This is a genomic window from Bacteroides sp. AM23-12 (assembly GCF_003434395.1).
Classification (GTDB): domain Bacteria; phylum Bacteroidota; class Bacteroidia; order Bacteroidales; family Bacteroidaceae; genus Bacteroides; species Bacteroides thetaiotaomicron.
Genome location: NZ_QTLF01000025.1, coordinates 17,812 through 32,644 on the forward strand (window position 1 = coordinate 17,812; position 14,833 = coordinate 32,644).

General features: G+C 38.9%; 12 protein-coding genes. 6 read left to right on the forward strand and 6 right to left on the reverse strand.

Features of this window, described 5'->3' with window-relative positions; genetic code table 11:
• Positions 1 to 7 precede the first annotated feature (7 nt).
• From DW640_RS17505 to DW640_RS23805, 3 genes are all read left to right on the forward strand, one after another.
• A complete protein-coding gene (locus DW640_RS17505) occupies positions 8 to 3,307 on the forward strand; it encodes a DUF499 domain-containing protein (RefSeq protein ID WP_055289369.1) in 3,300 nt (1,099 codons plus the stop codon).
• Between the two features lie 29 nt (positions 3,308 to 3,336).
• Positions 3,337 to 4,362 (forward strand): Fic family protein, encoded by a 1,026-nt coding sequence (locus DW640_RS17510; RefSeq protein WP_117578766.1) that lies wholly within the window; start codon positions 3,337 to 3,339, stop codon positions 4,360 to 4,362.
• Positions 4,363 to 4,429: 67 nt separating this feature from the next.
• Entirely contained in the window at positions 4,430 to 5,488 is a 1,059-nt protein-coding gene (locus DW640_RS23805) for a VOC family protein (protein ID WP_199610414.1), read from the forward strand.
• A 99-nt stretch (positions 5,489 to 5,587) separates the two neighbouring features.
• On the opposite strand, the gene DW640_RS17520 is transcribed toward DW640_RS23805, so the two are convergent.
• From DW640_RS17520 to DW640_RS17545, 6 genes are all read right to left on the reverse strand, one after another.
• Positions 5,588 to 6,088: a hypothetical protein gene (locus DW640_RS17520; RefSeq protein ID WP_147350282.1), complete on the reverse strand. Its 501-nt coding sequence runs from the start codon at positions 6,086 to 6,088 to the stop codon at positions 5,588 to 5,590.
• Entirely contained in the window at positions 6,012 to 6,494 is a 483-nt protein-coding gene (locus tag DW640_RS17525; protein ID WP_118201990.1) for a DEAD/DEAH box helicase, read from the reverse strand. The genes DW640_RS17520 and DW640_RS17525 overlap by 77 nt, the downstream gene beginning before the upstream one ends.
• A complete protein-coding gene (locus DW640_RS17530; RefSeq protein ID WP_117578768.1) occupies positions 6,473 to 7,303 on the reverse strand; it encodes a DEAD/DEAH box helicase family protein in 831 nt (276 codons plus the stop codon). The genes DW640_RS17525 and DW640_RS17530 overlap by 22 nt, the downstream gene beginning before the upstream one ends.
• A 55-nt stretch (positions 7,304 to 7,358) precedes the next feature.
• A complete protein-coding gene (locus tag DW640_RS17535) occupies positions 7,359 to 7,598 on the reverse strand; it encodes a hypothetical protein (RefSeq protein ID WP_016268242.1) in 240 nt (79 codons plus the stop codon).
• A gap of 121 nt (positions 7,599 to 7,719) precedes the next feature.
• Positions 7,720 to 8,115, reverse strand: a complete 396-nt coding sequence (locus DW640_RS17540) for a (deoxy)nucleoside triphosphate pyrophosphohydrolase (protein ID WP_117578769.1) — start codon at positions 8,113 to 8,115, stop codon at positions 7,720 to 7,722.
• Positions 8,116 to 8,118: 3 nt separating this feature from the next.
• Entirely contained in the window at positions 8,119 to 11,220 is a 3,102-nt protein-coding gene (locus DW640_RS17545; RefSeq protein WP_016268244.1) for a DEAD/DEAH box helicase, read from the reverse strand.
• A gap of 311 nt (positions 11,221 to 11,531) precedes the next feature.
• On the opposite strand from DW640_RS17545, the gene DW640_RS17550 reads away from it, so the two are divergent.
• The 3 genes from DW640_RS17550 (at position 11,532) to DW640_RS17560 (ending at position 14,788) form a co-directional block, all read left to right on the forward strand.
• Positions 11,532 to 11,861: a nucleotide pyrophosphohydrolase gene (locus DW640_RS17550; protein WP_010537091.1), complete on the forward strand. Its 330-nt coding sequence runs from the start codon at positions 11,532 to 11,534 to the stop codon at positions 11,859 to 11,861.
• A 9-nt stretch (positions 11,862 to 11,870) separates the two neighbouring features.
• Positions 11,871 to 13,817, forward strand: a complete 1,947-nt coding sequence (locus tag DW640_RS17555; protein ID WP_117578770.1) for a DUF2075 domain-containing protein — start codon at positions 11,871 to 11,873, stop codon at positions 13,815 to 13,817.
• A gap of 152 nt (positions 13,818 to 13,969) precedes the next feature.
• A complete protein-coding gene (locus DW640_RS17560) occupies positions 13,970 to 14,788 on the forward strand; it encodes a hypothetical protein (RefSeq protein ID WP_117578771.1) in 819 nt (272 codons plus the stop codon).
• Positions 14,789 to 14,833: the final 45 nt, after the last annotated feature.

The window sequence follows — 14,833 nt, forward strand, 5'->3', positions numbered from 1 at the left end:
AATGATTATGAATGATAATTTATCCAAAGCACTCAGTATTTTTATTGAAGCCATGCGTCCATTCGTCGTGGGGTTCTTACTGGAGAAATTTAAGAATGAACCTTGGGAAGGCGTATTCTTTGCACGGCTTAAACCGGACAAACAAAACACCTGGAATAAAGCTGTTCAGTCGCTATCCGCAGATAGTGACCGTAAGCAACTGGTAGATTATAGCAATCTCTCAAGCTTTGCCATTGCCTTTAAGCAAGAACTAACCGATGAATTAGGGAGTAGCAAGGAGGCAAATAAACTTATTAGCTATCTGCAAGAGATACAAGAAGTACGTAATAAATGCAACCACTATCAGCCATTGGATGAAGACGAGATAGATAGAGCTTTTGGCACTATGAAACTAGTAGCTAAATTACTTCAGATGCCTGATTTAGTGACAGAAATAGATACAATAAAAAATAGAGGAAATGAACCTACTATTCAAATAGAGACACCTGTCACCACAGAAGCTTCTTCTACAGTTTCGTTCTCCGAAGACTCCCCTCTACCGGCCTGGTATACGAATGTATATCCTCATTATGACATCCGCAACGGTTCACTGGATGAATCTGTTTTTGCAGCAAACCTTAGCGAAGTGGCTATGGGCATCGGACAAGAGGTGTATAGCAATCCGACCATGTTTTTTGAAAAGACCTATATCACAGCTGGATTGCGCGATATAGCTAACCGAGTTGTCCGCGCGTTGAACGGTGAAGAAACCGATAATCGGGTTATCTCTCTACAGACTGGATTCGGAGGCGGTAAAACGCATACGCTGATCTCTTTATACCACATTACAAAAACTGGAAAATCTCTGCTCTCTTCAGCTTATACTCAACATATTTTAGACAGTAAAGTAGCTCCTCAGTTTGAGAATGCACAAGTAGCAGTGTTTACCAATAATACCACTGATGTATCACAAGGCAGAACCACCGATGATGGAATCACCATTAATACCTTATGGGGAGAACTAGCTTATCAATTAGGAGGTTTAGAAGGATACAACTTAATTAAAAAGAATGACATAGAACGGATTTCGCCGGCAGCCAATTTATTTCGACCCATTTTGGAAAAGTCAGCCCCTGCTCTTATACTAATTGATGAGTTAGCAGACTATTGTAATAAAGCATCGGCAGTCATGATAGGAAAAGGAAGTCTATCCGATCAGACTATTGGTTTTATGCAAACACTGACCGAGGTGGTATCTTCCGTACCTCGCTGCGTATTAATTGCCACATTACCCGCTAGCGCAACGGAAGTTGCTTCATCGGCTATCGGTCAACAGATACTGACTGCCTTAGAAAATCGTATTGTCCGGGTTGGAACAAGTATCAAACCCGTCGAAGATGAAGAAATATTTGAAGTCGTTCGCCGTCGTTTATTCGACAATATTGGGAATCCACAAGTGATAGAGCTTGTTTTAAACCGTTACAAGAATACATATCATAATCGACGTTCCGATTTACCCAATCAAGCCGACCGCATGGAATATATTAACAAGATGCGCAAATCTTATCCCTTCCATCCAGAATTGATTGATATGTTTCGTTTAAAATGGGGACAGGATTCTCGTTTCCAGCGTACTCGTGGAGTATTACGATTATTAGCATCCATCGTGAAGGATTTGTGGACACGACGGGGATCATTAACTGGTACCCAGGCATTAATCCATACCTCAGACGTCAACCTTAGTAATCTGCCAACATTGACAGGTACTATAACCAGTCTGATGGGAAGTCAGTGGGAAACAGTGATTCATGCTGATGTCATAGGTACCTCAAGCAATGCTTATAAAATAGATAATGAAGATCCTAACAACAATATCGGTAAATATAACTTGACCCAAGGTATAGCCACCACCATATTAATGGCTTCATTGGGTAATTTACAAAACAAAGGATTGACTATTGAAGAACTAAAACTATGTATTTTGAAACCTAGTGCATTCAATCATAGTGAAGTAAATAGTGCATTAAACAAATTGGAACAAGTAGCTCATTATCTCTATTCCACTAATGTTGGCTCACGCAGTTATTGGTTTCAATCCAAACCTAATATCAATATTTTGGTAAATCAGGCTAAAGCAGAAATAGGCCAAGCGGATATTTCGGGAGAAATCATCAATCGGCTAAATGCACAAACCCGTAACATATCAAAAATAAAGGTGCTGGTTAATCCAGCCAATGATATTCCTGAACAGAAAAATCTTACGTTGGTGATACTCGGTCCTGAGTATGCAACACAGCCAGGAAGTATAAATACCAAAACCAAAAAGCAAATTGAGCAAATAGCTCAAAATAAAGGCAATAGTAGTCGCATATATAGGAATACTATATTATATTTGGCATGCTCTGAAATAGGTTTAGGTATGCTACATAGTAAGCTACTTGAGTATTTGGCTTGTGCGAAAATACAAGCTGAATATAGTGGGCAGATAGAACCAGAACAGAAGAAAGATATTTTAGAGCGCAAAGCCGAATACGATAAACAAGCAAATACTTTACTTATTGCAGCTTATAATATTGTATGTAAATACTCTGTAAGCGAGGGATTAGAGAAAATTGAGATTAAAGATTTTGCGCAAGATTTTAACACGCAACTAAGTAGCAATCTTTTTAACAATATAAAAGAAGAAGAATGGCTACTTGAAAAGTCAATTGGCCTAGGAACTCTACGCAGCAGTGGCTTATACCCTACAATAGAGCAACCCATACAAGTTAACGACTTATATGAGGCCTTTCTACGCTTTGATGACAAACCCATGATTTGTGGAGTGGAAACTGTCAGTCAAAGTATTCAAAGGTATTGCGAGAATGGTGATTTTAATGTAGCTTGTGGTGAACAAGGAAACTACAATCGCATTTATCATCATGAATCTGTTCCATTCTTAGATGTTACCGATCCGCAATATTGGTTAGTTGATAAATCTATTAATAATCAACAAGAGCCTGAAGAAAGTTCTACCGAAGAACAACCTGTTGGATGGAATTCAGCAGCCGAAGAGAAATCAGAGCAAACGGACTCCTCCCAATCTGTTGATGAGATACGGAAATTCAAGTCCATCAAAGTATCTGGGAAAGTACCAGTTGAACGCTGGACTGATTTATTCTCCAGCTTTGTTGTTCCTCTCAAAAATAATGGTTTGGAAATAGAAATATCTTTTAAGGCTAAAACCACAAGTTTAAATCCATTGGATGAGTCAGCACAGGTTTACAAAGTAGTAAAGGAGTCGGCTATGCAGTTGGGGTTGAATATAGAAGAGGAAAATCTATCTTGAATTAACATTAAGTAATAATTTATGGAATAATGAACAGAGAGAAAAAGTTATTATCTCTATTAACCCAGTTCAAAGAACTGGGTATAAATCAACAGATAGATTACAATAAATTCTATCTCTACTCTATTATTACCCATTCAACAGCTATTGAGGGTTCTACCGTCACCGAAATAGAAAACCAACTTTTATTCGATGAGGGTATCAGCGCAAAAGGCCGTTCAATGACCGAACAGTTAATGAACTTAGACCTGAAAGCTGCATACGAACAATCAATTGCCTTTGCAAAGAGCCATAGCGATATTTCCGTGGAGATGCTCAAACAATTGTCTTCTATTGTTTTAAAGAATACGGGAACGACTTATAAAACGGCTTTGGGGGAATTTTCGTCAGCGAATGGAGATTTACGATTGTTGAATGTTACGGCAGGTACCGGAGGGCGTTCTTATATGAATTACTCAAAAGTACCTACTAAGCTAGCGGAACTTTGCGAAAACATAAACCAAAGACGAAAGTCACTCTCAAAAACAGACATTATCGAGTGTTATAAGTTAAGTTTCGATGCACATTTTCATTTGGTAACCATTCACCCCTGGGCTGACGGAAACGGTAGAATGTGCAGATTGCTGATGAATCAATTGCAATTTGAATACGGAATTGTTCCTTCCAATATCAACAAAGACTGTAAAGCCGAATATATAGAGGCTCTTATCGCTACTCGTGAAAACGATGATATAGAACTATTTCACAATTTTATGTTTGATGAACATATACGCAACTTGGAACAGATAATCCGCAATTATCAAGTATCAATAGAAGATGAAGGTTTAGAATCTCGTGTAGATGTCGGTATAAATGTCGGCATAAATGTCGGTATAAACGAACAGCGCACATTAGAACTTATTCGAATTAATAATCGGATAACTGCAAAAGAGGTAGCAGAATCGCTCTCGGTTTCCTTACGACAGGGTGAGCGCATTATGGCAACATTAAAAGAAAAAGGTTTAATTAAACGTATTGGCTCTAATAAGTCGGGACATTGGGAAATAATAGAGTAACCATTATGCTACCAAAAGAGAAAACGATTGAATATACGATCTAAGCTTCAATCAAATTAAGGAGACTATGAACAAAGAACAAGCCCAATATATCCATATATCCTTCCCTTTTCGGGAAGAACTCTGCTCCTATACCTTTCCTTTCAAATATGAGAAAGATGAAGAGCAACTGCCTTTAGTCACCCTGGGTTACTGGCAAGGGACCGTCGACCTCGAAACCCACAAACTTCTCGAATGGGAACCTAATTTTGGAGAATGTTATTTCCAAGCAAAAGTATGCGATACTGGGACTTATACCTTACTTGATACGGAAAAGAAACCAATATGCATACTCAAAGGATATGTTCCCAATGGCGTAATTCCACCGGAGAATGGTGCAGGCGATTACATTCACTTCGCCATCAGTACGGACGGAACGGTAGAAGAATGGCAAAAAACGTATGACTTCACTGAATTCAATGAACGAGCAATCCCTGTTACAGAACATTCTTCCACACCTCTGCTCTATTCCCAGCAACGTCCAATTATGAAATTCAATACCATTGGATTTTTCACCGACAAACAGCCACAGATGGTTGCCTTCTATCGGAATATCTGGGGATTCAAAACGACTTGGAATGGTAATGAACCTAATGTAGAGATGACCTACAACGGCATGCGCTTGATTATGTTCCCTCGAAAGGAGTTCGAAAAAATGTTATCTCGACGCTTTGATTGCCCCAAAGGTTTGAACAGTACCATGGAACTTTCGTTCGACCTCCCCACATTCAATGATGTAGACAATGAATATGCCCGATGCTTGCAACAAGGCGTACAAGGTGTGATGCCACCCAACACAGAGCTGTGGGGGCAACGAACAGCCTACATTGCCGATCCAGATGGAAACTTGATTGAACTTTCCTCTTTCAATACATCAGTGAAAGAAGAACCTAAAAAAAAGACATATACGTTGGAAGAAAAGCGTCAAGAACATGGTAATGCCTATCTGCCTTGGGAAAAGGAAGCAGATGAATATCTCATACGCTTATACGATGAAGGTAAAACAATCAAGGAGCTTGCTGAAATATTCGAACGCAATAATGGAGGAATACGATCCAGATTGAAGAAACTGGGAAAGATAGAATAGGTTCTTTATCTTTGCACCAATATGCTTCTTTCACAATACAAATAATGAGGGATATTCCTAGATTAGAGTTTGCAACCGGAGCAAAAAGACTGGGCATTATCATTCATACAGGATCTCAATGACCTCCTCTGCAATAGATGATTCCATAATCCTCATTGTATGATTATCCTCCGCGTTGTAACCAAGATAGTTTACGCTACCATACCAAACAACAGACTTATCAATAATCGAAGCATGAAGTGACAACTTTTCTTTTACATTTACTTGTACACCACTTAATAACATCTTATCCTTATCTGAAAGTTGGCGCGTGAACACAATAACTTCCACACCTCGTGCAGAAAGCTCAGCCAACAGTTCAAGGATAGGAACACGTTTAGCAAACCACAACTTTGTGGCTGATATAATGATAGATTTAGAGGCGTTTAACAAATCAGCAAAAAATGAATCCTGATAATTCTTACCAGTAAAAATAGCACTTTGACCGACACCGAAAAGATCTTTCGAATCACTTTGTTGAATCTTATACCCAACAGACGCATAACCTTTCAACCGCCGTTTGTACATCACATATTGGGACATGGATGTCAATATAGTCATAAACCTGAACGATCTTCTTTCCCGGATAGTCACGATGCAAGCGACCAGCATATTGCGCTACTATCCCTTTCCACGAAACAGGTAATGCCAGAAATAAAGTATCCAAACGAGAGCAATCAAATCCCTCACCGACATATTTCCCGGTAGCGATAATCACGAGCGCCTCCTCTTTAGAAACATTTTGCAAACGCTCCATCTTCATCCGTTTCTCTTTAACTGATTCAGAGCCTACAAGCGTAATAACATTTTTGCAACTATCAGCAAGCATAGCCGACAATATCTCTACATGCGAAGTAAGACTGGTCAAAACAATTGGCGACCGCCCATCATCCAATGCCTTACACACCTCAGTCACTATAAGCCGGTTGCGATAATTGTCATCGGCTATCCTTTGTAGTATCTGCACATAGCCTTGTCATCCGTCAACTCACGATAGGAGGTGAAACGTGGGATAAGTAGACGTTCAAATGTTTGCGAAGTCATCTGCATCTTAGCATCAGCTGAGTATCTAATGGGACCGCATTGCATAAATATGATTGGCTGATGACCATCTTTGCGGATGGAAGTTGCCGTTAATCCATACACATAACAGGCATTGCAACACTTCAAGACGCGCTCAAAATTCACAGCCGATACGTGATGACATTCGTCTACCAACACCATCCCATAATCTCTTACAAACGGCTTTACCTCATCATCATCAAAACAAGATTGTATCAATGCAATATCAATCGTTTTATGAAGCCTGTTTCCATTAGAATCCAGCGCACTAAAAGGAGAAAACGCAACTTTGCGCACACGCCTATGAGAAGTGTCTTCCTCGACATAATCAATATCCAAGAACTCTTCCAAACGAGATTTCCATTGTTCGAGTAATGCCTTAGTATGTACAAGAATCAACGTATTTACCTTACGCTTCGCTATCAGATCTATCGCAGTCACAGTTTTACCAAATGCAGTTGTAGCATTTAACACACCAGTATTATGAGACATCAAACTTGCGATGGCAGTATCTTGCTCCTCACGTAGTTCTCCTTTAAACTTTACCGAGATACATTTTCCCGGATTTGTCTCGTCTTTTGCACGATAACAGACATGGTTATTCATCAATAATTCCACGATGGCATCTTCACAACCACGAGGCAAAACTACATATTCTTCAGAAACATCAGCACATGAAATGATACGGGGAGTATTGTAGGTAGATAATCTCATCCCCTGTTTAGCATAAAACTCAGGATTCTTAAATGAAGCAATACGTTTGATATAGTTAAGCGCCTTTTTCGTCCAAAGACAAACAAGGAGGCGCAACAATCTTCTTTTCCTGAAATACAAGCTTAGGAGCTTTATTAGCAGAAATTACCTCTATATTTTTCGTTTCTTTATCGACTTCTAAAAGGTCTTTCACCAACCCATTCAATTTTGCATTCTCTTTGTGAAGCAGTTCGTTTTCAGCTACTAATTGTCTATTAGCGGCAAGCAACTCTCGATATGTAGGCGATTCATTCATAATTTATTAACATCCTAAATATCCTAATATATGTTTCCTCCCATAATTGCTCCCCCCTTCGAACAATCGATTATAGTAGCAATTGCCATGAGAAAATAATTAATGATATTTCTTCTGGCTATTACTCCTCATACCTATTTTTTAATAAATATTCAACAATTTCTTTATCTGCCGGTAGCCACATAACTTCATTAAGGGAGCTTAATACTAGCCACCGTGCAGATTTATGTTCACGAAGCTCTAATTCACCAGCTAAAATTGTACACAGATAGCAGTGCATAGTAAGATGAAAAGATGGATAGTCAAAATCAGTAGTACATACAAATCTATCAATACTAATGTCAATACCTAATTCTTCTTGAATTTCCCGTCTGAGTGCATTTTCATGGCTTTCGCCTTTCTCTATTTTACCACCAGGAAATTCCCACAAACCTTCAAACTCGCCATAACCACGTTGGGTTGCAAAGTATTTTTCATTATCATAGATTATAGCTGCTACAACTTCTATCTGTTTCATAGCTTATATTGCTTTAACATATTGTGCCATTGCTGGTTGTTGAAGTTTCCATGTGATATTCATAGGGAAATCATCATGAGAAGACATATACTCTACTAGACCAAAACAATGGAAAGGACAAGTATTACCATAACCATCCTTTTTCTCTTCACGAACAAAGAGGATTATTTTGTTTTGTGTATCAGCTTGCTTAGTATATCGCTGTCCTCCATTATTTTGATGAGAGTCTGTGTTTTGTGACTGCCAATGGAAATAGTGTTCATTAATGAGATAATCATTATACTGTGTTGAAGGAGAAAAATCCTTATCTGATTTGTTTAGCGTCACAAAAAGTAATGTAGCATTATGTTCGGACAAATTAAATACTCCCGTTACAGAACCTTGCATCTTGCGCGCTTCCGTTTGCCTACCGGCAAGCGTAAAAATTTCCTCACGGGTATAGCAACCGTATAATTCAAGTCCAGGCAAAACATCCTCTCCTAAAGGCATCGTTTTTAGTTGAAGATGCGCAAGCAAATAAGAAATAATTTCCGAAATCTCTTGCCTAAAATAGCTGTACATTTCCTTATGGATCAATTCAAGCGCTTCATAAATACTGGCAAAACCTGTTTTATCCAAACGATCCTGAAAAAGAGCGTAATATAGCATCAAAGCATACTTATAATTTTTAGTATCAAGATATTGCTTACTTCCATCGATAAAGAGTTCTATAAAATGAAGGAATGATGCAGTATTGTGGTGCAATAAGTTAGCCATCCCTTTCTCCAACCGTTTGGTTATAACATCGTCTTTGTACGCGATACGACCTGCAGCGCGCTTAAGCGATGTCCAGCAATTGTTACTTTGATAAAGAGTACGAATATCTTGTCCATTATTCTCTAAAAACTGAGAAATGGTAGGTATATTAGGGTAACTATTGATTTCTCTGATAATGCGATTCTTGTTATAAATAGCACTTTGGATATTATCAAGAATATATTGTCTTGCTTTCTTCTCCATCACGATACTGCAGCCTGATGGCAACAAAGTGAATCCATCTTTGATTTGCTTAACAATATTCTTTTCAGGATTGAGCATCAAAGCCCGGAAACGACTAGCAAAGTCATACTTACGATTAGATTGTGCTACGAAGTCAAGTACAGTGAGTTCCGTCTTACCTACAGAAAGGCGCAAACCACGTCCTAACTGTTGAAGAAAGATCGTTAAACTCTCTGTAGGACGTAGAAAAAGTACAGTATCCACTTCAGGAATATCTACACCTTCGTTGAAAATATCTACTACGCAGAGATAATGAATAGCTCCTTCACGCAGTTCTTTAGCAAGTTGCTTGCGTTTATCAGATGGTGTATCCGATGTTAAACTCTGAGCATTAAATCCATACAGACTCAACTGTTCTGCCATAAAATCGGCATGACGTTTATTCACACAGAAACAGAGTGCACGGCACATATATTCATTAGCGAGGTATTTATGCAACGCTTCAACAATATACCCAGCTCGTTCTTTGCTGCAAAGTTTATCCGCAAGACGCTCGATATTGTATTTTTGCCCATTCCAAAGAGCATCATCACTAAGATCAGTAGAATCTGTTACGCAAAGATATTGAAATGGTGTGAGCAATCCTGCTTGTAAAGCTTGTGGCAAGCGAATTTCTGCACTAATTCGTCCACCAAAATCTGGTCGAAGATCACGTCCATCCATACGCTCAGGTGTAGCAGTAAGTCCAATAAGGAGTTGCGGTACGAAGTGAGCAAACAATTTTCGGTAGCTTTCTGCCTGGCTGTGGTGAGCTTCGTCAATCACGATATAATCATAAAAATCAGCACCTAGTTTCTCAAAAAAATCTTCAAAACGGGAGTTTAACATAGAGATGGAAACAAACAAATTTTCGTATTCGCTTTCATCTTGTGGACGGCAATTGCCTACCCACAAAGTACCGAAATTTGCATCACCAAGTACACTACGATAAGTATTCAACGATTGGCGAAGAATTTCCTCCCGATGAGCTGTAAATAAAATACGGCTTCTGGAGTGTATACGACGAAATTCCTTATAGTCAAAAGCTGAAATCACTGTCTTTCCTGTACCAGTAGCCGCAACAACTAAATTTTTGAAATTCTTAAGCTCTTCACGTTCTACACGTAACTTGTCAAGAATTTGTTTTTGATGAGGAAGAAGAGTAAAATGTCGATATATCACTTCATTCGAAGTATCCCTAAAGATATTACGATGTATTTCTTTATTAAACTTTTCTATACCTCCAAGTCGGAAATCCTCAAAATTAGAACTATTCCAGTACATCTCAAATGTAGCAAGAGCAGTTTTTATTATATGTGGATTTTCAACACTTGTAACGCGTATATTCCATTCAAGACCTTCAGTTTGAGCAGATTTTGAAAGATTTGACGAACCGATATAAGCAGTATTCATACCGGAGTTACGCACAAAAATATATGATTTGGCATGTAGACGTTCAATATCTGTATTATAAGAAATACGTATTTCAGTATTAGGCAACGCAGCAAGCTGCTCTATTGCTTTAGCTTGTGTAGCTCCGCAATAAGTAGTTGTTATGATACGCAAACGATTTCCCTCTTTTTGGCAGAATTTAAGCAGATCATCGAGCAATATACGGACCCCTGATACTTTCAAGAAAGATACAATGAAATTTATCTCATTAGCACTTGCTATTTCACGACGTATTTCTTCTCCTAGAGGAAGCAAGCTACTACCGCCCGTAAACAGATTACTTACGCGAAAGCCAGAGATGGGACGAATAGTTTGTATGCGACTTTCTGCTTGTAATAGTGCTTGTTGTCTGCTCATTACCTCCGTTAACAATTTTGAAGGTTCAGCTATCTGAATTTCATCAATAATCCCAGCTTCTTTCAAGATATTATTTATAAGATTTACGCGATCTTCCTGATTTTCGATCTCCTCAAGTTTCTGGCGAATCACCTTCCCCAAATAATTGGCTAGTATTTGTGGAGACTCCGCCTCATCTATATTTTGTCGCATACAAACCATACCTTGCTGCTCAATTTCATGAATATGCTGCTTTGTTATCTGGTTGATAACATGTTCGTATATACCTTTCTTTAGCATATAAAAGATTTATTTAAGTTGTTTTTCCTGCACTACCGAGACTTCCATAAAGCTCATCTCACCTTCAAAGACAAAAGTAAATATAAAAAGACAGAAAAGCTAATACAATTACTTTTTTCTGAATGCCAATAATACCCTGTTTTAAATAGATGAGTACATCCTTAAACAATAAGCCTATAAAATATTCAGCTAAAATAGCTGGAAGAAGATTAGGTCTATTTTAAATAGAACAGTATCTTTGTGCATCAATAAGTTTTTATGCTTTATACTCTAAAGCAAATCTTTTGACTTTACAGAATAAACAACATAATATGGCAACAATAGAAGAACTTACAGAAACCATTGTGAAATTCAGAGACGAACGGGACTGGGCCCAATTTCACAATGCTAAAGATTTATCATTGGCATTATCCATTGAAGCAGCAGAACTGAACCAACTCTTTCTCTGGAAATCACCGGAAGAGGCAAATGTTGAAAAAATAAAAGAAGAATTGGCAGATGTCCTCAATTACGCATTACTCATTGCTAATAAATATAATTTTGATGTTGCCCAAATCATACTGGACAAAATAGAGAAGAATGCGCAAAAGTATCCAGTTGAGAAAGCCAAAGGAACTGCTAAGAAATATAACGAATTATAACCAAACACGATGACCGGAAAAAGAGTATTATACCAAGAACCGCAGGCTACGTTTTTTCATGATGTAATGACCAATCTGTTTACAGACAAAATGACAAAGGCCGCCACCTATTATAACTTACACCCAAGCAATCCAGAACTAATGTCATGGGGAAATAATGCCCCTAAAATAAAAGACTTGCTTCAGTTGAGCGGAGTTACTGATACATATGTGACATTCGAGTACCTCGTTCCATACAACATGAAACGCATTGACTGCATCTTATATGGTAGGAACTCACAAAATCAGGGAAATGTAGTCCATATCGAATTAAAACAATGGGACAACAAGGGGGTTCGGGATACTGACTGCGAAGGAAACTTCAACGTCGACGACGAAGATTCAGACACCACATTCCAGGTACAGGCATACACAGGCGGAGGACACCGGCTGGTATCCCACCCTTCCCAACAAGTAAGAGGATACAATGATTATCTGACCGGATTCATCGAAGTATTGAGCAGCAAAGAACTTCATATCGAAGGACTCGCATACTGCTACAATTACCGCAAAAACAAAACACCCAATACCTTATTTGATGAGAAATACAGCGAACTCCTGCAAGCATACAAAACGTACGCCGGCGACGAAGTGCAGGAACTCGCCCAACACCTGCAGCAAGCATTAGGCAACGGTGATGGCGAAACGATCTTCCACAAAATGATCAGCAGCCCCATACGCCCTTCTAAAAAACTGCTGGAATCGGCAGCCAACCTGATTCATGAAGGTAATGTATCCGCATTCGCCCTAATCGAAGAGCAGATTATAGCGCGCAATGTCATTCTTGATAAAATCCGCAAAATCGGTAACAAGAAAAGTATCATTATCGTAAAAGGAGGACCGGGAACCGGAAAAACAGTGATTGCCTTACATATCCTGGCTCTATTGGCGGGAAACAAGAAAAGTTATAATATCCGTTATGCCACAAAATCAAAACCTTTACTGGAAGGGGTAAAAGACCGATTGCCGCGTGGCAGTAAGGCTAAACTGCTATTTTCAAATGTAACTCAGTTTATTCCGGCCAACTGCGAACCTAATAATATAGATGTATTGCTGGTCGACGAAGCCCATCGCATCTCTAATAGTGCAAACAACCAATACACGCCGACTGATAAACGAACCAATCTTACACAGATTCAAACAATCGTCCAAGCAGCCAAGATATCCGTATTCTTTATCGACGACAAACAAGCCATCCGAAGCGTCGAGATCGGATCTTCCCAACTCATTCGGGAATGTGCCAAAGAATACAATGCCGATATTGTAGAAGTCGAATTAAAATCCCAGTTCCGTTGCAATGGTTCGGACAACTATCTAGACTGGCTTGAACAAGTTATCTATAATGAACCTGTAAAATCATCCTTCAAAGAAGATGAATTTGACTTTAAAATATTCGACGATCCTCAAACACTGTATGATGAGATAAAGAGAAAAGACAGTATAGACGGACAAAGCGCACGCCTGACTGCAGGATTTTGCTGGCCATGGTCAAGTTCTCTGGATGAGAACGGAGATTTTGTAAAAGATGTTGCCATCGGGAACTTCGCAATGCCGTGGGAAACCAAAGATACTATTGCCAATATTCCCAAGGGATATGTCAAGTGGTATGAATGGGCATATAAACCCGAAGGCATCAAACAAGTCGGATGTATATATACGGTGCAAGGTTTTGAATTTGATTACATAGGTGTCATCATCGGTCCCGATTTACGGTATGACACAGAGCAACAATGTCTGATTACAGACATTAAAGAAATCAAAGATCCTATGTTAAAACGAAATGCGGCATATTTTGATAACTACGCCCGCAACATCTACCGTGTTTTAATGTCCAGAGGAATGAAAGGTTGCTATGTATATTGCTGTGATGAAAATTTAAAAGAATATTTGAGAGCTAAAATTAGAGATAGAAAATAAGAAAGTATGGCAGGCTGGCTGGAACTTGTTTCAAACAGGTTCCAAACAAAATAAAGCGTTTGTTTTCGGTATCATTTACAAAAAGCTGTCCTACAGACGACATCAGATACGAAGATAACCATTACCGTTATACACAATCAAAAAAACAAAGTATGTATCTTACAAGTATGACTCACGAGGAACTGTATGCCGAAGTGCATAAGGACCTCATCGAAATATCGACCCAAGCAAATATGTTCATGGATAAGGTTCGTAAGAAAACAAAGAACATGCTGCCATATCCTTTGGCGACCCAGCGTATAATCCTCACCACCACCCGAAGAAATGTGTGGACAGTGGTGGGAAAACACAATTCATATATGCAAGGCGTAGGATTTCAGGCTTACGCCCCCGTTATCGGCGCTTCAAGCAATGGCTATATCCAAATGTCGGGCTTCAAGCCCCGTGATATGGTGATGCATTACACAGCGCATTTCATGCAACGATATAAAGAACGTTACATCGACCATTATCAAATAGACCGCAAGGGAGAAAACTTATTCGAGTACTTTGTGTATAACAATCCGCAAGTCTTGTATACCCGCAAGAATAATGGCGGCTATTTCATCGTTTCCGACCATGGTATCGCTGTAGCCGATTTCAGCGACGGACTAAAACTCATGACCCATGTCACTTTTCTGGGAGATGATGAACTGACGCTAAAGAAACAGCTCATCTATGATGAGGAAATCAAAATCTACAAAGGGGCACTTGAGCTGAAACGGTTAAAATCAAGAAAACAAAAGGATGATCTCGTCACGATTTGGAATGTTGCCAAGAAGCATAATGCAGGTATTGAGATGGTAAAACGATGGTACCAATGGAATGGAGTAAAAGTGGATGAAGATTATCTTCAACAATGCATTGATCTCATTGAGAAATATAATGTCCAGTCACTCGATCAATTTGCGGAACTCATGTCCCGACAATAAAAAGGACCTTCATAAAATCTTTTTTATTAAAGATTATTACACCAA